This is a genomic window from uncultured Shewanella sp., assembly GCF_947491715.1.
Lineage (GTDB): Bacteria > Pseudomonadota > Gammaproteobacteria > Enterobacterales > Shewanellaceae > Shewanella.
Window position 1 is genome coordinate 20,747 of record NZ_CANLKR010000026.1, and the last position, 21,766, is coordinate 42,512.

The 21,766-nt window shown below is 36.8% G+C and carries 14 protein-coding genes; 9 read left to right on the forward strand and 5 right to left on the reverse strand.

Translation table 11 applies throughout. The annotated features are described in order from the left end of the window. The first annotated feature begins 98 nt into the window (after window positions 1–98). On the forward strand, window positions 99–1,829 hold the full coding sequence (locus tag Q0779_RS16605; RefSeq protein ID WP_298774219.1) for a hemolysin D: 1,731 nt from the start codon (window positions 99–101) through the stop codon (window positions 1,827–1,829). 90 nt (window positions 1,830–1,919) lie between these two features. On the opposite strand, the gene Q0779_RS16610 is transcribed toward Q0779_RS16605, so the two are convergent. Continuing rightward, window positions 1,920–3,002, reverse strand: a complete 1,083-nt coding sequence (locus tag Q0779_RS16610; RefSeq protein WP_298774220.1) for a tyrosine-type recombinase/integrase — start codon at window positions 3,000–3,002, stop codon at window positions 1,920–1,922. Window positions 3,003–4,261: 1,259 nt separating this feature from the next. Between Q0779_RS16610 and Q0779_RS16615 the strand changes: the two genes are divergently transcribed. From Q0779_RS16615 to Q0779_RS16635, 5 genes are all read left to right on the forward strand, one after another. Further along, window positions 4,262–5,785: a hypothetical protein gene (locus Q0779_RS16615; protein ID WP_298774221.1), complete on the forward strand. Its 1,524-nt coding sequence runs from the start codon at window positions 4,262–4,264 to the stop codon at window positions 5,783–5,785. 440 nt (window positions 5,786–6,225) lie between these two features. Next, the gene (locus tag Q0779_RS16620; RefSeq protein ID WP_298774224.1) at window positions 6,226–8,088 is read left to right on the forward strand and encodes an immunoglobulin-like domain-containing protein; all 1,863 of its coding nucleotides are present in this window, start codon (window positions 6,226–6,228) and stop codon (window positions 8,086–8,088) included. Between the two features lie 96 nt (window positions 8,089–8,184). Beyond that, on the forward strand, window positions 8,185–9,567 hold the full coding sequence (locus Q0779_RS16625; RefSeq protein WP_298774225.1) for a lytic polysaccharide monooxygenase: 1,383 nt from the start codon (window positions 8,185–8,187) through the stop codon (window positions 9,565–9,567). A gap of 144 nt (window positions 9,568–9,711) precedes the next feature. After that, window positions 9,712–10,185 carry a hypothetical protein gene (locus Q0779_RS16630; protein ID WP_298774226.1) on the forward strand — a complete coding sequence of 158 codons (474 nt, stop codon included), beginning with the start codon at window positions 9,712–9,714 and terminating at the stop codon, window positions 10,183–10,185. A 485-nt stretch (window positions 10,186–10,670) separates the two neighbouring features. Next, window positions 10,671–11,849 (forward strand): DUF3103 family protein, encoded by a 1,179-nt coding sequence (locus Q0779_RS16635; protein ID WP_298774227.1) that lies wholly within the window; start codon window positions 10,671–10,673, stop codon window positions 11,847–11,849. Window positions 11,850–11,989: 140 nt separating this feature from the next. Here the strand turns inward: Q0779_RS16635 and Q0779_RS16640 are convergent, their stop codons facing one another. The 3 genes from Q0779_RS16640 to Q0779_RS16650 form a co-directional block, all read right to left on the reverse strand. After that, window positions 11,990–13,036: an oxidoreductase family protein gene (locus Q0779_RS16640; protein ID WP_298774228.1), complete on the reverse strand. Its 1,047-nt coding sequence runs from the start codon at window positions 13,034–13,036 to the stop codon at window positions 11,990–11,992. A 134-nt stretch (window positions 13,037–13,170) separates the two neighbouring features. Then, complete coding sequence (locus Q0779_RS16645; RefSeq protein WP_298774230.1) at window positions 13,171–13,590, reverse strand: hypothetical protein; 420 nt, start codon at window positions 13,588–13,590, stop codon at window positions 13,171–13,173. Between the two features lie 220 nt (window positions 13,591–13,810). After that, on the reverse strand, window positions 13,811–14,596 hold the full coding sequence (locus Q0779_RS16650; protein ID WP_298774232.1) for a hypothetical protein: 786 nt from the start codon (window positions 14,594–14,596) through the stop codon (window positions 13,811–13,813). Between the two features lie 560 nt (window positions 14,597–15,156). Between Q0779_RS16650 and Q0779_RS16655 the strand changes: the two genes are divergently transcribed. After that, window positions 15,157–17,478, forward strand: coding sequence for an immune inhibitor A domain-containing protein (locus Q0779_RS16655; protein ID WP_298774234.1), 2,322 nt, complete (start codon window positions 15,157–15,159; stop codon window positions 17,476–17,478). A 1,556-nt stretch (window positions 17,479–19,034) separates the two neighbouring features. On the opposite strand, the gene Q0779_RS16660 is transcribed toward Q0779_RS16655, so the two are convergent. Then, the gene (locus tag Q0779_RS16660; RefSeq protein ID WP_298774235.1) at window positions 19,035–20,336 is read right to left on the reverse strand and encodes a site-specific integrase; all 1,302 of its coding nucleotides are present in this window, start codon (window positions 20,334–20,336) and stop codon (window positions 19,035–19,037) included. A 253-nt stretch (window positions 20,337–20,589) separates the two neighbouring features. On the opposite strand from Q0779_RS16660, the gene Q0779_RS16665 reads away from it, so the two are divergent. Beyond that, window positions 20,590–21,120 (forward strand): heme NO-binding domain-containing protein, encoded by a 531-nt coding sequence (locus Q0779_RS16665; RefSeq protein WP_298774236.1) that lies wholly within the window; start codon window positions 20,590–20,592, stop codon window positions 21,118–21,120. 106 nt (window positions 21,121–21,226) lie between these two features. Continuing rightward, window positions 21,227–21,766 carry a heme NO-binding domain-containing protein gene (locus Q0779_RS16670; RefSeq protein WP_298774238.1) on the forward strand — a complete coding sequence of 180 codons (540 nt, stop codon included), beginning with the start codon at window positions 21,227–21,229 and terminating at the stop codon, window positions 21,764–21,766.

The following is a 21,766-nucleotide window of genomic DNA, read 5'->3' on the forward strand; positions in this document are numbered from 1 at the left end:
TATGCGATCCTCATTACATCCCCATAAGAATAATTCACTTATACGGGGAGGAACATGTATGTCTTAATTTTAGAATATCAATATAGGGAAAATATCGAATGAAATTTGCATTAAAAGTAACTTGTCCGTTACTTATCAGCATACAAGCTCTGCTACCTGTCCACGCATTTACTCAAAGCGGCGCGAGTGTCGACTTTATTGGTAGTGGGATCCCGATGGGGCATGAATGGTTAACACGAATGTCGGCATTTGAAGTAATAGGAAACGATCCTATTATGAATACAGATCCAGACGATCCAAGAAGCAGTTGGTCAGCAGGCCTTTCTTATAATACCGAGCTTGATAGCAATGCACTCGATGAAGTCAGCCAATTAATGGCAACAACGTTGAGTGATACACGTTATGAATCAACATACCAATTTATTCATTCAACAATATTAGGTCAACGTTGGGTCGATTTAGGTGGTTTTAATGTGACATCTTCAAGTTTGGGTAACATTAATTGCTTTGATGTCGTTTCGCAAGAACCCGCTGAATTACAAAAAGATCACTATATGCGCCGTTATGATGATTTGGGTAATCAAGGTGGAATAGAAGCTGCGGTTCGTTCACAAAGTCGCTTTATTGAACATTTTGTTGATGCAGCAATGGCAACTGATCAACAAATAAAAGTGTGGGATGGCGGAGCATATTCAGCTCAAGAAAATGTTAATTATCAATATTTCTTATTTGGAAGGGCAGTCCACCTGTTTCAGGATTCTTTCAGTCCAGAGCATACCGTAAGACTGAGCAATGATAATTATGAGACTGTTTATCAAGTAAAAAGCTATTTATGTGCGGAAGGCTCAGAGCAGCACACACACGATTCAAAGAAGGTACTGGATTACAGCAGTGATGATGTTATTTGGAAACAAGGCGTACGTTTTCAATCCGGTTGGGACAGTTATAAAGCCAGTAATATGAAAGAGGTAGCTTTAGTTGCCACCGAAGCAAGTAAAGATTTATGGGCAGCCTTTTTCAGAACCATGGGCACTCCTATTGAGGAAAGGGAAGCCGTAGCTTTAATAGAAGCACAAACATTAGTGGATAACTGGTTAGCGATTGATACGTTATCAGCTTTGTCTTGGTATGATGAAAAAACGAATCAAGATGGCACTTATGTGGCTATGTTAGATGCGCTTGACCCTCATTACACTCAAGAACAATGTATGATCGATATTGGTGTTGAATCTGGAGATCAACAAGAAAAAGTCGAACAATTAGAGGAAGATCGATTAACTTGTATGTATAACATGGAAGTCGAGTCAGGCTATGAAGATGTTAATGATCCTCATATGGATATTCCATATAATTGGAAATGGAAAAATGCCACAACTTGGTTAACGCCTGATAGTGATTGGTTACCTGAAGAAAAAGAAGCCGATGCAGGTAAACTAGTGAATATCATTAGCGCTGTCAATAATGAGGCGATGACACTTGATTCAAAGGCATTAGCAGATAATGCGACAGTTTATGTAGAGCAAGGTGAGCCATTAGATCTTGTTCAAGTTAACACTGATGAAGAAGATGTGGCTTATTTTAGAGCAAAAGATAATCCAGATCTGTTTCTAAGCTATGCCACCTTTTCTGGCAAAGTGAAGTTAGCTGATACCCCCATCAATGCTAGCTATGAAATACAAACTGACTCAGGAAGCAGTACATTACTCAATCAGCGCTGGAATGATTATATGTGGTTCTATGAAAGAAATGGCACTGTATATGTCAGTGGTGATGCAGAAAAAAATGATTTAAAATCAATATGGTATATTGAAATGGTTGCAGCAAATTAATCTGAGCTATGTCTACTTCTATCAATAAGAGATTAAAGAGCAAAGTCAAAAATTGCTCTTCATCTCTTTAATCTGATAAGCCTTGACTACCTAATCTTTCGGTTTTAAATAATGCTTAAGCGATCGAGGATCATTATGCCCGGTTCGAGACATGATGTATAAATGATCTTTATCATTCTCGTAAAGCTGTGTTACGCAACCACTGCGTAGACTATGTGCACCAAAGAAATCAGCATTCAACCCCGCTTTTTGACAATATTTCTTAATCACTTGATAAATATCATCCCCTCTAAGAAAGCCTGACTGACGAAAGTTACCATGATTTCCGTCCAATTTATCTTGAACCTGATAGTTCCTTAAGCTTCTCCCGTCCCTAGAAAGAGAACGAAATAAATGCCCACTTTGGATCTCTGCTAATGATATCCAATCTTTCACGACATCGTAAGCGGCAAACGGTTCTGATTTAGGTAAGACTTTCCATTCTTTCTGGCCTTGTTGATTGCTTTTTGAATAAGGTAGACGAACTCGGAGTTTATCGCGTAAAAATGCAACATGACTGACTTCAATATTCGCCAACTCTGAACGACGAAATCCACCTTGTAGCCCTAATTGTAAAATGGCTTTATCTCGAGCTCGCGTTAATATTTGAGGTTGTTGATCAATCACTTGAATTAATAATTCTAATTCATCATACATGATTGGCTGCTGATCATATCCACTCATCTGTCGATGTTGATTACGACTCAATCCTCTCATGACACGTAACACTAAAGGATGCTCACTAGGAGAGTGAAAACCGGCTTGAATATGGAAAAAGCGAATGGCCGCCAAACGGGTATTGAGTGTTTGTTTTGATAGCTGTTTACCGGTTGAGGCTTGGATCATTTCTTTTTGCTGGCCAATGAAAGAAATCACTGTTCTTGGATCCGCAGGCAAAGGACTCAATTGGTGTTGCTGGCAATATTGTTCAAAAATAGAAAAGCTGGATTGATAAATGCGACGAGTATTATTTGATATTTCATAGCGTGTTTCTTGAGCTGCATTTTGGTAATCGTCCAGTATCGATAAAGGAAGGTGACTTTCTTTATAGAACTTATTTTTATCTGAAATCAACTCTGTACCGCTAGAGTTTTCATTTTCTGATGAATAAGTATGCTCAATTGGATTTGTCATTAAAGGTGTTTTCATTAATATAAAGTATCAAAATGATGTTTAACAAGACAGTATTAATCCGATCCACTTTAATATCGGTCTATATATAGTCTCTTTATTAATCAATATTATAGCATATTCGCCAATCTCTACCAGTGATAATTGTCATTATCACTGGTAGAGATTGATTCCTGTTATACAAAAAGCACTTGTTACAAGATTGCCTGCAATGACAGGTCAAAGGCTTGTCAGCATAAAAATGCATTAAAGTGCTTATAATCAAAACACTACTATTTAGCCTAAAGCTACTTTTAGCCTTTAGTGAGTTGATAATATGCGAGTGGACTGACTGCTTTATAGCTTGTATTCAATGACTAAACACACTAAAGACCCGCTGTAAACAATTACAGGATTTCATGGTTAACCACTTTATTGTGGCGTGATATTTATAAAAAAGAGTAATTCGTCAAAACTCACGGTTAAACATTTCATTAGTTCACAACTTATCAGATCCCAACACCTCATAAATTAATAAAATGGCTAACCACTCTATTAATTTGTGAGGGTTAGTCAATAAATGATCCGAAGTAATTAAACCTATTGATGAACAATAAAAGGGAGGGCTTCATGTGGCAAAGAGTAAAATAGATTGGCTTGAGAAAATTAAGTCTTTATACACTTGAGCCTGAATTGAATCACATGTGCAGTTTTAATTTTTACCAATCCTATAGTGTGAATAATAGATGACTTATTAAATTGAATTTTTTCTAAACCAAAAGCTACATAAAAAATATTATCTGACGTTGAACCTTTATCTTAATCATTCACCGTAATTAATCAGTATTATATCAATTAATTTTACTTTTCATTGTTGATTATTACTTAAATGTAAATATAAATAAATCAATGACCATATTCATTTTTGTTTCTATATTGTTTTATTTAAATATATAAATACAATTATTGTTAATTATATTTATTGCATTTAAAGTGTAAATGTTTATGAAATAAAATCTTAATAAACCCAAGAATGACAAAATAAGCTTATTACTCAGACAGTTAACAATTTAACCTTGTCAAATTAAATTACGTTAATGTTGTTCGTGTTGTAGATTGTTGCATCAATAAGAATAATAACACCATATAAATACATAGTTGATAAAATATTAAATTGATTGAAAATAACAATAAGGAGGTGTGAAAAATAAAATTACCTATTACACCCTATATAAAAATAAAGCGTTAATGATGTTAATTATAAATATAAAATGGAGTTAAACATGATTATTAATGATTCAAAAAAATTACTGTTTTTTTCAATTGGATTTTTTATGGTAAGCCAATCTGTGATAGCTGCAAATGATAGCCCAATCAACCTTGAGAATAAGAATATTTTACAGATTGGTACAAGCCAAAGCTATTTAAAGAATGCGTTAAAACAATATAATCACATGACCCTAGCAAAGGACTTTTCCTCGCTAGAAAATCAAGAATATGCCATGACTTCTTCACAGTCTAGTAGCAATGCAGATGAGATTAAAAATCAAGTCAACTCTGCTGATATGATATATGTTGACTTTAAAAATAATAACAGTGAATTTGATGTCTATATATCTGAAGCAATAAAACAAAATAAACTGCTTGTTTTTGAAAACATGTCCGGGAACAAGCTAACAAGTTTTCCAATTAATGTTGATACTGAAGTCGTCATTATCAAACCAAACTCAAATAACCCCGATGACATTGTCACTTTTGGCGGTCAAGAACCGACAGTCGAGCAAAATATACAAGCTGTGGATAAACAAGCAGAAACGGCTGCGGTATACAGCCCGATTAATAGTCGATATGAAGAAAACCCTTCTATGTCTTCACAACGACTAGACGACATGATTGACTATCAAAGAGAGCAAGCTTTAAACAATATAACACAAGAAATCAATAAACTGCTGGCTCCGACAACAGCCTTAATGCAAGTAAACAGTTCAAGTTCAGGGGGACAGATTGGTTACCCTTGTCCAGTTGAGGCAAAAGAAGAACATCTTTGCTACTCAGCCATTGTGACTAATAATGTTTATACTTTTGATGATGGTAGCGCAAAAATCAATGTGATCCATGGTTTCTCCTATGCTGCTTATCGTACCGATTTAGGTACCAGTATATTTGTTAGCCCATGGGGCAGTGCTAATCCTACACTTAATAATAATTCAAGTTCACATCGGGGATTTTATTTAAAGCAAGTGAGACCTGAAATTACTGTCGACCAATCAGATGCTGCAGGAATGGTTTTGTTTAGGAGAACACCTGAGAACCAAAATGGGTCAACCAATGTATCAACGACATCAGGTATGAGCTATGACATTAGCGCTACTGCGTCTGAAAAACCCTCAATGGGAGGCAAAATATCTTATTCGACAAGCCAGTCACAAAGTACAAATCTGAGTGATTGGGTAACAAATACGACATCAGATACGGGTTATGATGCTGATTGGAATTACTCGCTTAATAAATACAAGTCAATTGGGGATTGGGTTAGTCAGAAAATATTTGAAACGGCAAAGTTAGGCTCCATTCCTTCCATTTCTGCAAATGGTCTTCAATACTCTTCTGAGGCCATTTGGTTTGGAAGCCCAGGAAATGTGAACGGTTTTTTCAACTTTGATATAACGACTTATGTCGTCAATGAAGAGATCTACTTTACTGATAATACTATTTTTGGTTGGTCAGCGAGATCAAAATGGTGGACACACACACTGTATACAGGATGGAATATCTCATTTTATACTAAGTGGTTAAAACCACTATAATCTATTTTGATGTCTCATTTTATAATAAGCAAAGTTATTCATTTAGCTTTGCTTATTCTTCACTGTCTTTAAGTGAAAATCATAAAAAATTTAATTATCGCTAAAACGATTAACTGTCAATACCCACTATTAATGTTCTTTTTTCATATACTAAGATCGATACTTAATTAATTAAGTGTCGGAAAAAATACTTTATTGATGTTAAGCCATCTAACTGTTTAATTTTAACTTTATACTCTTAAATATAAAATTCAATAAATAGTGTTAAATATACTCAGCAAGGGTTCAGTAATAATCATGATAATACCCCTAAGATAACTTGTTATTGCATTTTTTATGTAAATAAAAAATTTTATAAAGTCATATAAAAGGGCATGGCAATAAACTTATCGTTATCTAATTGGATTTAACTTAAGCATATTAATAATAGGGAATGATTGATGAAGATAAATAAAAAAATACTCTCATGTATTGTTGCTGCATCTTTTAGTGCACAAGCAAATAGTATTATGCCAGAACAAACAGCTAATGTCCTGATGGGATATTGGCATAATTGGTGTAATAGCCAAGGCTACCAAAGCGGTATCGCAGCTTGTATTTCATTAACCGATATTAATAGCAAATACAATGTAGTTGCAGTATCTTTTATGACAGCGAGTGGAGATTCTTCTATACCTACTTTTACATTAAGTTCCGATCTTAAATCAGAACTGGGTATAACTGAAGATGACTTTATTCAACAGATCAGTGATCTTAATGAGCAAGGTCGCAGTGTTGTATTGTCATTAGGTGGTGCAGATGCACACATAGAGTTATCTAGCGGTGATGAAACAGCATTGGCAAATGAGATCATTAGGCTCGTTGATACTTTTGGCTTTGATGGTATTGATATTGATTTAGAGCAATCAGCGATCAGTGCAGGAGATAATAGTACTGTTATTCCTCAAGCACTTATTCAAGTCAAGGAGCACTATAAAGAACAGGGCTTGAATTTCATGATCACGATGGCGCCTGAATATCCTTATTTAAGAGATGGCGGAGCTTACGTCACTTACATTAAGCAATTAGAAAACTATTATGACTTTATTAATCCTCAATTTTACAATCAAGGGGGAGATGGTATTTGGGTCGATGGAAAAGGCTGGCTGGCTCAAAACGATGATTCAGTTAAAAGCGATTTTATTTACTATATTGCCAATTCACTTATTAATGGTACAAATGGCTATACACAAATAGATCATGACAGATTAGTCTTTGGCCTACCAGCGAATGTTGATGCTGCTAATAACGGTTATGTCTCTAACCCTCAAGATCTATATGATGCTTTTACTCAATTAAGTGACGAGGGGCATGCACTTAAAGGGATCATGGGGTGGTCTGTCAATTGGGATGTTGGCAAGAATATCAGCGGCAAAAGTTATAATGATCAGTTTGCTAGTGATTATGCGTCATTCATTTTAGATGATCAGGAAAATAATGATGATAACAACATAACATTTTCTGGTATTTATGATCTGCGTGTCCAAAGGGGAGAAAACTTTAATGCACTTGATGGTATTAGCGCAATAGATGTTGATGGCAATGATATTACCAGTAGTATTACGACATCTGGTACCGTTGATATATTACAAGAAGGCCTATATACCGTTTATTATACCGTCACTGATAGTGATGGAAATAAGTTAGAAGCAGAGCGAATAATCACTGTCTATAATGACGCGCCTGTATTGACTGGTATTAACGATACAACAGTCAGTATTGATAGTGATTTTTCTCCCTTAGATGGGGTAAGTGCAACAGATTCACAAGACGGTGATTTAACGGATAAGATTAGTATTCAAGGCGACGTTAACACCAGTGTTGAAGGTCACTATACACTCACTTATACCGTTGAAGATCAATGGCAAGCAAAGACTCATTTGTCACGAGTGATCACAGTGACTAGCGATGAGGTGACTGAGTGTAGCGCCGAAACTTGGTTGAGCACCCGCATTTATAACCTAAATGATACTGTCTCACATGCAGGGCAAACTTGGACAGCACAGTGGTGGACACAAGGAGAAGAACCTAACACCACAGGAGAATGGGGGGTTTGGAAAAATGTAGATAATTGCACTGGAGATAATGGAGAGCAAGATAACCCTAATACACCGAACGGATCACAAATTTGGTCTAACAAACAAGTCTATTTTGCCAATGACACAGTGACATATAACGATGTGATCTGGACAGCACAGTGGTGGACTCAAGATGATGAGCCTGGTACCACTGGTGAATGGGGCGTATGGCGTGTAGCACAATAATGATATCACACCCTCACATTTATTAATTTAAATACTGTCTAAAGCGTACGAGTCAATTCATACAGTATTGCTTCACTCTTTTTTTAGGGAAAAATCATGAACAACAAAAAATCACTTACACTATTAACTCCTGCACTACTTTCTTCATTAGTCTTTAGCCAGTTTGCGCAAAGCCACGGCTGGGTAGAATTCCCCAGTAGTCGGCAAAATACTTGCTATAATGATGGCGGATTTTGGAATAATTCTATTCCAAATAAAGCTTGCCAATTAGCACATGAATTATCCGGCCCTTACCCTTTTGTACAACGTAATGAAGTGGCTGCTAATGTCATTGATTATAATAAGGACAATCAAGAAAAAGATCTGAATGCAGTAAAAGCGGTGATCAAAGATGGTTCGCTTTGTGCTGCTGGAGACAATGATAAAGCAGGGCTTGATATACCTTCTCAAAATTGGCAAAGAACACGCGTTTCCTTAAATGGTAATAATGAATTTGAATTGGTATTTACCGCAACTGCACCTCATAACCCTTCTTATTGGCAGTTTTATTTAACCAATGAAAATTACGACTCATCAAAACCATTAACCTGGGGTGATTTAACGTTAATTGATACTGCTGGTAATATCTCAGTTAATGGTGACAAGCAATATAAGATTAATGTGGCTGTCCCTCAAGGTCGAACTGGAGATGCTATCTTGTATACTCGTTGGCAGCGTGATGATGCTGCGGGTGAAGGATTTTATAACTGCAGTGATATTACGTTCAGCGACCATGATGATCCAACCGATCCAGAAGAACCGACCGATCCAAGCGATCCAAATGAAAATCAGCTTGTTTCTCTTGGATATTTTCTCAGTACTGATTTTACTGGTGTAGAAGTGGATGATACTGTTCGTTTTCGCACATTTAATAAAAAAGGAGATGAAACAACTGACGTTCAACTTGTGATTAATGATGCCAATTTATCAACTTGGCCAGCAGTACTTGCTGGTCAATTTAATGACAATAAAGCAGGAAAATGGTACATCGGTATTTGGAGTGAAGACATGCAGCACTACATGTTCGATACACAAAATATACATGCTAACAAGGTATTTGCTCAGTCAGTAAACCCCAGTTATCAACTTTCATTGATAAAAAATAAAGACACTGATGAAAGGTTGTGGGATCAGCAAACTGTTTACATTCAAGGAAATAAAGTGAGCTATCAAGGCTGTACTTGGGAAGCACAGTGGTGGACAAAAGGCGAAGAACCTGGTGACAATGAAAGTGGTGTATGGCGTACATCTGGTGGAAATTGTGCTGAAGGTGAAGAAGGATCAACTGATTATTCTCATAGTACAATATACCATCAAGGTGACACTGTGACATACCAAAATTGTGCTTGGCAAGCCCAGTGGTGGACACAAGGTGAAGTGCCGGGCACAACGGGTGAATGGGGAGTGTGGCGTACAAAAGATGAAAATTGCGCTAATTAATTAAACTGTAATCAAAAGATGGCTAAAATAATGCCTTTACTATTTTTAGTCATCTTTTGCTATAAAATCCAATATCATCATTGCTTTACATTTCACTTTTAAATAAAATGGTTATACCATAAATAACAAATTACTGAATATTGAATGTCAGAATACCAATGGCGATACCATGGGGAAGCACCAAAAGCAGGTCGAAGGCTCGTTTTACTTAAACCTGATGAGTTACATCTTGCCTTACCCTTAATTTATCGCCGCATAAAAGCTAAAAATATATCGCTTCAACCGACCTGGTTTAATCAAGAAATCAATAACCAAGAACAAGCTTATTTTGCACTTGAACCTTTACTCACTGAACTAGTGCAACAACGAAAAATGAATGAAGATATTGTTCCGCTGCTAAAAAAGGTGAATGTGTCACTGAATGCTTATTTTAGTGATCTAGGTTGGCGCATGATCCGAAAAGAGCTGTCACAAATAAAAAAACGCCAAAAAAAATCACATCTAGAAGTCAGTAACGATATCATCTTCAAACTTAAACATTATATGCAAAAACAACAATTTGATAGTGTAGATCAAGCTATTGATAACTTATTATCTGAACATGATGCTATAAAATAATGATACAACCACCTTTTATTTTTTACGTTGCGATACAAAAATAAACTCTCTTTGTATCGCTTGTCGACGTAAAAAGAATGCCCCTTATTTCCCCCTTGTTCATATTGCATTAAATCGATCACAACATTTGAAGCAATAGCATGAACTCACTTCCTATGGGCGGCCATTCCACTTTCCCAAGTGTTAATATACTCTGGCGTATCCGATTATTAACTTCCACATTCTCATCAATATAAGCATCAAGGATAAGGATCCTTATAACTGATCCCGTCATTCCTATATTGTATGGGATTAGACAATTGATAAGGGGGGATTTTAATTTTCATAGTTATTTAATTTATTTAGTATAAAAGTCGCATTGTTTATATGAGTGCTAACTGATATACCAGTATGGCTTATTTGTTTTTATTAATAAAAGCGGATTATAAAAACGCTTAAATATAGCTTAACTTCATAAATTCAATAAGATATTGTAAAGGAATAACATGAAACTGATACCAAGTTTAACCTTAACTTTAGCGTCAATAGGTTTATTTTCTACATCATTACAAGTTGTTGCAAATGAATCTAAAGCTAAAGTTTCCTCCCTATATCAAAAAGAAGTATTATCAACATCCATAGCCCATGAAAAAAGAGTTATTTCAAAGGAACTTGCTCTTAATTATAAACACTACCGCCGTCATTTAAAATCTCAAGTTAATCAGTATCAACTCAGTGTCAACCTTGAAAATTTTCATTATTTAGATAAAAAAACAGCTGAGACGATTCAACACCTCAATCAAAATATTAGACAGTTAAAAGGGATCACAAAGTATAACAGCAACATTATCGATTTACGGTTAGCAGATACAAAAATGTTAGGCCAATGGCAAGCAGGTCAATCGCCATTATTTGCTTATGCTCCAGAAGGCAATGACACACACTGGACTTATATTGAAGCCTTTGATGAAGCAGGTAATATCCATTTACTCGATGCCCATGTCGTGCCAGATAGGCCTGTGTTCATTATTGAACTGAATAATGAACAAACATTGAAAGAAGGCATAGAAACGATGCGATCCCTGTTTAATGCCGCTAAAGTCAGTAACAGCATAACGACAATGAATAGTGATTTTTCTACAACAGCAGATGAGCCATTATCGACGACCGCTATTAAAAATATTAAACTTAAAAATGTTGAAGAATCATGGATATTGGGTGATGCAGAAGTCTATGCTATTGTATCTGGAATAAGCCCTGAAAATACCGATATTGCCCCTCAACTCGATATTTTAGAATTTCCCTATTTAGATGAAGCCGACACGAGTTACTCTCCGAATCAAATTATTGTGCAATGGGAAAATTATCGTTGGCAAGCTGTCGATATTCTTCTTATGGAAAACGATGACAATACAAACTATAAAGATCTTGCTGGGACTATCTTAGAAGCTGCAGAAGCCGTATTAAGACTCATTCCAGATCCAACAGTTCAAGGTTATGCCATTATACCGCAGTTAACGAATGCGATTATTCAAGCGATGCCGGATTCATGGTGGACAAATGATGATGATTACCTAGATGTATTTTACACCATCTTTGAAAATCAAACCTATACAAATCATAAAGGTGCGAGTAACAATGCCACCGTTGATTTAGAGCCATTGATTATTCAACCAAGAAACTAATTAATGTAAACAGGAATATAAATGACTCATTAAATAAGTAATGAGTCATTTATATTATTAAAGTTCGTCATCAAACTTTAAAGAGCTTTCAGCATTAATTTTGCTGCTTTTAATTAATGAGGAAATAACGCAAATTAGGGTTATTCGTCCTCAAATAGCGAAGAATAATGCGATAAAAGGGACAAGGCATTCTGGGTGATCTTTTTACTAAAACCATTGTTTTTAGGGTGGTTAATGGACCATCCCAATAAAAACCGTTGAAAATCGGCCCAAGCGATAACAAACAAATGACGCCATTCGCGCTCAAGCTGCTCAATATCAAGTTGTGGGTGAGCGTCACAGACCGCTTTTTTTAGCTCAATAAAATAATGCTTGAGTAATGCTTGTGTGTGCTGATCACATTCATCTTCTGTCAGGCAACTTCCTAAGAAATACGCCACATCTTTCATTCCACAACCTGCACCGATATACTGGAAATCAACCGCTGCAACTTGATTATTATTTGCAAAACAAAAATTGGCAATTTTAGCATCACCATGGACCAAGGTTTGAAATCGACAAGCATTCAACAGGCGATCAATTTTGCTCGCCGCTTGTTTCAGGAGCGAGGAGGGCATGTTTTCAAATTCCTCCAATCTTGTCGCTAAATGCCAATAGGTGCCCGTTTGCCAAAGTGCTTTCATCCAATCATCTTCAGGGTTTTCCTGTAAAAATTGTCCATGAAAGTGGGCGAGCCAGGTTAAACAGGCTTTTGCCTGTTCAAGGCTGGCGTGTTGATGACGCAATGAAAAGCCCTGCTCATCTAAATCACTCAATAAAATGATTTTTTTCTGTTCACCTCCTGCTTCCAAGTTATCAGTGAAAACACCATAACATCTTGGTATTGTTGTCTTATTTGTGCATAAATGTGCCCAATCAGTATACCAATGTGCTTCAACATCATAAGACATGAGCTTACGTTGAAAAGAAGCCTGCGTATTCCACCCTCTAGGGTGATTGCTTTTTAATGGAGGATGAATGTGTTTAATAATAACAGAACGAGGCTGTTGAGCTTGTTGAACAATAGAGGAATAGGCTAAATGATAACGACTAATTTCACCATAACCACTCCATAAAGGCTGTATAACAGCCACTTTATCCACGTTTGTGGCATTGAACTGTTTTAATAAAATAGACTCAATATTCATGTGTCGCTTATTGCTGAGATCGAGGAACAAGTTAAATGAAAACAGGCATAATAACAGAAGTCAACAAAAGAGAAAGGCTCAAAAGAGCCTTTTTTTAAACTGGTTTTATGCACTTATTTTTAAAGTATCATCCTTTAAGGTTTAAAGCTCACAAACCCAAAACGTGATGTCGCTTTATTCCCATTATTATCATAACATTCAACTAACAGCTTTCCTGAAACACTGTTAGATTTGCAATAGCGCTGATCACCGGCTGGTGTGATGACTGTTGCATAACTTAAATAATAATAATTTTCTCCAGTGATACTGATCTCATAGCGTGTATAAGTTGCATTATAACTGGATGACCAATTCGCACTGCCTGCGTATTTAGCCCCACTAGAAAGCACGGTGCCATAAGCAACAGGACCCACACTTGATATACCATATTGTTCATGATCTTGAGCAGCTTTAGTCAATTGCTGGCTATCTGTTATTGCATCAAGTTCATTAGCATGAACAGTTGAACATAATAACAAAGGCAATAATAAGACGCTTGATTTTAAGTATTGCATAACATCTCTCCTTGATAATGGTTTAAAAATAAAACATGCAAATAACATAAACCATCATTAGCATAGAAGATAGACAACAAGTTTCAAGTTAAAAAATATTGACCAAATAGAGAAAAAATAAACTTAATGGAGTACAACATTCCCATGCAGAGAAAGCCTGCATGGGAAAATCGTTTTTCAAATAATAACTCGACCAACAAGCTTTAATTGCTCGATAAGATTAATCCCAACGATTAAAAATCATATGAACACTATGATCCGCGCCTGTCACAAAAACAAAGTAACCCGCATTGGTATTAGGTAAAGAACAATATTGTGTTCCAGAGGTTAATTTTGAACATTGCATGTTCGATGCTGGCTCTTCTGTTGTTCGGTAGTAACAATAATCATTACGATTGGCGATTTCTCTCACGGTATCGCGAGTCGTTCTGGCTAAAACATAACGAAAATCACCAAAATAACGGTAACTACTGGCATCCACTAAATAAGATTGCGAGTCCATTCCACCTTGCAAGAGCCCATCATAGCAATAGCCAGGATTTGGCACGTACAAGGGCTCGGCATCATTACTATTGTGAATGGCTGGCCAAGTCTCATTACCATGTTTGCTCAGCACAATATTGCTGGCATCCACAAAATCTTTAACGATAACAAAATCACCCGTATCACTTTCAAGGGTACAAATGCTTGTGCCACCAATTTGAGCTTCACATTGGATGTCATCCATACTCGCTTGCGCATATTGCTGACACATTGAGTCTTCAGCGGCAAATTGCTGCGTTAATTCAGTCAATGCCGCTAATGCGTATTCCTTAGGATCTGTGTATTCATAATAGAAATCAGAGTACACATTAAAGACTTGGCTATTGCGAGTATTACTCTGTGTTAATTCAGTATCACATTGGCTAAATACAGGCACTTTGATAGTATCCGCTGACGCATTTGCTTGAAAAAACACGCCAGCGACTACAGGCAAAAATGCACTTCGAATCAATACGTTTAACATAAATCCTCCCTTGATCTATTTAAAGCAGGTTAACCTCTTCCAGCCATTAATGGACTGTAACCTTAGAGGGAAACGCTAGTTTTTACATAAAATCACAATTGAATAATAAAACTTAACAAAAGTAATTAGGCGGCACAGTAAAAAGGGTTTTAAAGTTAAAGTCAAAGTTAATCGATATAAAATCAATTTTCTGCTTATTTTGTCACAAAAATGGTGGTTTTTTACCGTTCTATCCCATTAAGGTAGGGTTATATATAAATTTAAAAGCAACATGCAGTTGACTCCATTTAAAGGAAAATGAATTGTACCTCAGTCATTCTCTTCTTTTATGTATCAACATAAACACGATCAAACAAACACCTGTTAAATATATGTTTTTAATTTGTTGCAACACAGCTAAAGCTAATGTAGTCTTTTTTATCTGCTCAAAAAGAGCACAGCATGATTTAAGTAGAATAAAAAACAATCACTTTCCTGTGACTTAAGCCACTCTTTCATATTGGTGAGAAGAAGTGGCCAAGGGGCATAGGCATAAAGCAGAAAGAAAGGATTTCATTTTTATGATCAAAAAGAACATTTTGTCTCTTGCTGTGGCATTAGCTATCATTCCAAGTGCTGCCATTTCAGCTCCTCATACTCTATCATCAACACCATTAGATATGGTCATTGCAGACGAACAACGTCTCATTGACATGCTAAAAAAATCGGGAAAAATTGCCCATAACGCTTCTATTTCAGAAGCTGAAATCGCGCTTAAAACTTATTTGAATTCACGTCAACAACAAGAAAAACAGAAACGCCGTTTACGTCAAACTGAAGAAACAGATCTGTTTGACATGGAACCCAAAGTGAGGCAAAAACGTAAAAACCCCCATCGACACTCTAGCATGGATGGGAAGTTGAGCTCTGGGCGTCAATATCGCCCAGAAAATATGGTCGAAGAGCGCTATGAGGGTGAAACACGTGAAGGCCGTGTGCTTGCCATTTTAATGGAGTTTCCTGATTTTCCGCATAACAGTATTCTGCCTGAAGACAGCAATATGTATTATGAAGATTACAATCAAGATCATTATCGCCAAATCTTATTTGGTGAAAATGGCTGGATTGCACCAAATGGTTTCCATGCCAATTCTTTTAATCAAATGTATCAATCACAATCAGGTGGCAGTTATTCCCTCACAGGTGATGTGGCTGGATGGTATATGGCCAGTCAACCCGCCGCCTATTATGGTAACAATATCGATGGTGATGCAGCGAGTTTAGTGCGGGAAGGACTGGCAGCTGTTGGCATGGATCCAAGTGTCGATTTAAGCCAGTTTGATATTGAAGACAGGTATGATCTTGATGGTGATGGCGATCTCTGGGAGGCTGACGGTCTGGTTGATCATGTCATGGTATTTCACTCGAGTGTCGGTGAAGAAGCAGGTGGCGGGCAAATCGGGGAAGATGCCATTTGGGCACATCGCTCAAATTTAAGAAATGTGTTTGCCATCGAAGGCACAACGACTGATATTCCTTATTGGGGTGGCTTAATGGCCGCTTATGATTATACCATTGCACCTATAGATAGTGCTGTTGGTGTCATTAGTCATGAATATGCTCACGATTTAGGCTTACCTGATGAATACGACACGAACTACACAGGGAAGGGTGAGCCTGTTTCCTATTGGTCATTAATGTCTTCAGGAAGCTGGGCAGGGGAGATTGGTGGTACTCAGCCAAGCGGCTTCAGTGCCTACGCCAAAGAAATGCTGCAGCATAGTTTGGGGGGAAATTGGTTAAAAGGAGCCAAAATCGATATTAACGATATTCCCCAAAATGGCGTTATCGGCTTACTTGACCAAGCGGTCAGCAAAGGCACCAACTTCGATGCGATTCGTATCGATTTACCTCAAAAAGAAACTGTTATCACCACCCCTGTCAGTGGTGAGTATACTTACTTTAGTGGTGCCGATAATGATTTGAATAATGAAATGTGGACATCGGTTGATCTTAGTGATGCTACATCGGCCATTGTTAAATTTAAAACTTGGTATGATATTGAAATTGATTATGATTATGCTTATCTCGTGATTGAAACCAGTGAAGGAAAAACCTACATTGAAGGCAACTTGACGACTAATGACGATCCAAATGGTGCCAATAACGGCAATGGGATCACAGGTCAGTCAGAAGGCTGGGTTGATGCGGAGTTTGATTTAACGGCTTTCGCAGGCCAACAAATACAATTAGGACTATTGTATCAAACAGATGTCGCTGCCATTAATGCGGGAATGTATATAGATGATGTCATTGTCGAAACCAATAATGGCGTTATTTTACAAGCCAATGCAGATGACAGCGACAATGAAGCCTTCTCCTTCGCAGGCTTTAGTGCAGATACAGGGATTCAATTATCTGAGCACTATTATTTACTGGAGTGGCGTACACATCAAGGCGTAGACAGTGGCTTAGGGCATCTTAATGTGCGCGGTGAAACCATGCGTTACGAAGAAGGTTTATTGGTTTGGTATGTTGATGGTCAATATCGTGATAACTGGGTCGGCATTCATCCTGGCGAAGGGTTCTTAGGCGTCGTTGATATGGATCAAACACCCTTATTTTGGAGTGATGGCGAAGTGGCTGATACACGATATCAAATCCATGATGCCACATTAACGATTAGTCGCCATGAAAGGTTATTTCTTGATTTAGATGAGGTTCTGGGTAAAACAATGCGAGATAATCATATTAGTGCAAAACGGAGCTTTAAAGATCACCGAGATTATGTTCATGCAGTGATCCCTGATGCAGGCCGAAATGTACCTCAATACGGATTAACCATTCGTTTATTAAATCAAAGTGCAGATAAGAGTGTTGCCGCAGTTTATTTATCTCGCTAATCATTAAGAGGTGACTTTGTAAGTCGAAGAACATGTTACAATCTAATAAGATGCTGAGTTTTTTGTAGCATGTTCTCATTTCTCCCTCTCATAAAAATACGTTTTAAAATGGTATTTTTATGCAGCTAAAGTTATTAAAAAATAAGAATGTTAAACTGAAACTCCCTTTTAGAGGCGCTGACTGCTTACCCTTAACCCATTATCAGTGTACTCTTTTTATCCACTTGGTTCTCATCATCGACCAAGTGGATTTTTTTATTCATCGTCCATGATATATTCAATCTACTAGGTATAGAAAATATATCACCAAATATACGACAAAACGCTATACGACTTAAGTCTTTCAGGTGTTAACCTGATGGTGATAAGAATATAATTAAGGTCTAATACACGTCCTTACTTTGAGTGCACTATTTTTCAGCACCTCTTTTTACGCTCAGTCGTTTTCATCACCGACTGAGCGTTTTTTTTGCGTTTTTTTCTATCATTATTATCAAGATGACAGCACTGAAGTCACAAAAAGCGTTAGCGATGCGGTATTGGCTGTCAGAAACGAAGGCCATAATCATGCGGTAGAACGCCCAGAGATGTGTATGCATTACAAGACATGTACCAGCAAATGGTTGCATAACGATCTGTTGCATAACGATCTCAAGCCCAAGGATGGGAAAGGATAACAAGGGAGAAGGATGCACAAAATCATTTTATGAGAGCGCAATGTTTATGAACGGTTAGTTTAGAGACGCATATAAACTTACTGACTTCTAACCACGCTCTATTTAACATAATATACATTGTGCGCACAATGTATATTAGCAATAAAGAGTCGTTAAAACAGGTATATGAATATCATTGAGCTTCACTATAACTATTATAAATGACAATATAATACATGGATCAATACTTGATTCATGTTCGGTTGATGACTCAGCCAATCGATGTTAGCTTCAAGTATATTGATAACAACTTTGCAGTCTCTGTTCATTTATACGCGATGTGACTATCAATGCATTCTAATCAAAAGAATGATCCCACGAGCCAATGCTTCATTCATATAGCTAGACAAAGATATGGCGCCATCATTTAATTTTTAAACATTCGTGTAGATGTAGATATTGAGAGTAAATTATTTTTCCTTGAAAAATATGTACCTAAAACCTGTGGCTTGTCCATTAAACGCGTTTTTATTAATTCAAAAGAAATCGAAACTAATGATAACGAAGCTAGGTTCAATTGTATTTTAAGAGCAGATCCCTGAAACTGATGAAGCTCATCATGATCCAATACCAAGAGCACGTTTATTCATCGATACCATTCTGTGCCATTAGGTGTTATCGGTACTAGAGCCAAAAAGCATAATTACAAATGCTTTCATGTCTTTCTATTCTTTCACTAGCATCTCTTGATATATAGAGTGTAATATGCTGAATAAAAATTCAATATATTAGCATAAACAGCACAAATATTGGTAATATCCTTAAACCAATTCATTATTGGATTTAATGCCGATAATGATACTTATCGGCATTAAAAGATCATGTTAAAGCAACGCCAATTTATTCAATGCCATCGAGGTGATTTAACGGTTTATTCATTGCGCTTTCATGACGTTCAGTTTTTGACGTGTGTAAATATTGAGATGTGGTATCAATACTTTCATGACCGGCATCGGCCTGAACATGAGATAATGGCCTGTGATTTAAATTAATATCGTGAGTGATCCCTGTATGACGAATATTATGCACCGTTAACGTGCGCATATCGGTTGCATCATCATCAAAGCCTTCACTCTCGGCTTTATCGGCCGCTAAATGAATGATATTTTGCACTTCATCACGTAAATGCCGAATGCCGAGGTTAGCACTTAAAATACCACTGTCTCGTCCCCTACCCGCCGCTTTATGTCGAATAAACAATGGCTGCGTTTCACGCGGGCTGGGGTAATCACTTAAACCTAAATACTGACGATAACTCACTAATGCGTTTAATAATGCATGAGAAATGGCAACACTTCTTTGTTTACCCCCTTTACTTTGAGGAATATAAAAACTCCAGATCCCTGTTTGCCTATCTTGCTGAAACTGGCTCATCATGGGGGAATACCCTGCCCTTGCTGCTACTTCAGAAATACGTAAATAGCAAGAATATATGAGTTTGATTAAAAATAAGTTCCTTTGGTATATGTTCGGTTGTTCTATCGCTAATTCTTCTATAGTTGAAATAACATAAGACCATTGTAATTCTGTAAAGGCTAATTGAGATATGTCTTCTGGATCCCGTTGATATTTCTTCTTTGAAGAAAACCGGCTCTTATTAAGCCAAGCTTGTGCTGGGTTGCGTTCACAATAGTCTTCACTCATCAAATACCCATAAAATGAAGATAAAATAGCCATTTTAGTTTTTAAGGCATTATCACTTAACTGATAAGGTTGAATATCTCCCATTTTTTTCTTGCCTAAAAAAGGCCGCCATTGAGGATTTGGTACACGCTCCTTCTCCCCTGCCTCTATTTCATCAAGTTTGAATTGCGGAACATTATAATAAGCAATTAAAGCTTCTGGTGGATGTTGGCAATATTCTACATATTGATGAATTTCTCTGCGACCTATCAATATTGGAGATCGTTTCAATACATCAAAACACCAATGAAAATAAGTGGTTAATTCACTACGGTACGCTTTATAATTATTTTCATTGTATTTCTGCTCGTATAGCCAATCACTGGCATGTTCAACTAGAATTCCCGCATCGTGTACATGATGCAGAGAAACCTGAGTAATATGTTGATTAACAATAGCGTTTCCCGACAATAAAAAATCATGACTATCGAAAAGAGGCATGACAGGTGGTAATTCCATAGGCAGTATTGCTCATTAGATTTTAAAAAGGAGTAACTTTATTATAGAATTTAAACCGTTAAAGTAATAGTGTTATAGCAGCTTATTTTATATTTTTTCCATATAAAAACAAAAAGTTAATTAAAAACTACTGGCATGCCATTACAGTACAAAATACCATCTATGTGACTATTTTTTTGATCTCCACTATAGAAGACATAATACTTATTTAAACGCCCTCTTAACATTGACATAAAATGGCAATAGGACTTCTATGACAGGCATTATTTTTATTGAACTGATAATCGTTATAAAAACCAATTTTGGCATCGAACTATACGAGGCTATGAAAGAAGAAGCTAATGAAGATGGCCTCTTCATTAAAACCGAAAGCTATTCTCATCATCGGCTTTTCAACATGATCAATTCTCTGAGTCGGCTCACGCGCATTTCCCCTCAAGATTTATTAGAACTTACGGGTCAACAGGTCTTTTTACCACTGCTTTCTAGCCTACCGATTAAAACAGGTAGCATAAACAATACTATTGATTTTGTTATTCATGTTGAAACCTACATTCACCACGAGGCACAAAAATTGTATCCTCACGCCACTATGCCACAATTTAATTTCATTTTTATATCTTCGAATCAATTAATTATGGATTACCTCTCCCCTCGCTGCATGGGTTATATTTGCTTTGGGTTATTAAAAGGATGTGCCGAGTATTTCAATGAAAAAATAGCGATGACACTACAGATTATGGACGATAAAGGGGCACATGTGCGCTTTACTCTGAAAAAGTAAAACAATTTGAATATTTCTCTTAGAAGGTTGAGCATTGACGTCCATTATTTTGCCAACAATACTTAAGTCATGTTTTATTATGAAATATGTTTAAAAGGAGTTTAGAATGAAAGGACTCATTTTTACCGAGTTTTTTGAAGTGGTAGAAGAAGCATTCGGTTTAGAAGTCTGTGAAGAGATGCTTACTCAAGCCGATGACGATGGTGTTTACACGAGTGTAGGCAGTTATGATCATAAAAAATTAGTCAAAATGATTATTATACTCAGTCAATTAACTGATGTCCCAGTTGGCGACTTACAAGAAGTCTTTGGACAAAAAGCCTTTACGACATTGATGCAAGGCCTGCCTATTCCAACTGATAATATCACCAATACGATTGATTTTATCCAACATGTTGAAACTTTTATCCATGTTGAAGTCAGGAAACTCTATCCTGATGCTACCTTGCCCACTTTTGAGTTTATCTCTGTATCCCCTACTCAACTTATTATGGATTACCTTTCACCACGTTGTATGGGCCACGTTTGTCTCGGTTTAATTAAAGGTTGTGCGGCACACTTCAACGAAGAAATAGCAGTCGATATGGTCCCGGTTGATGAACTGGGTTCCCACATGCGCTTTACCGTTGACAAACTGTCAGTTTAG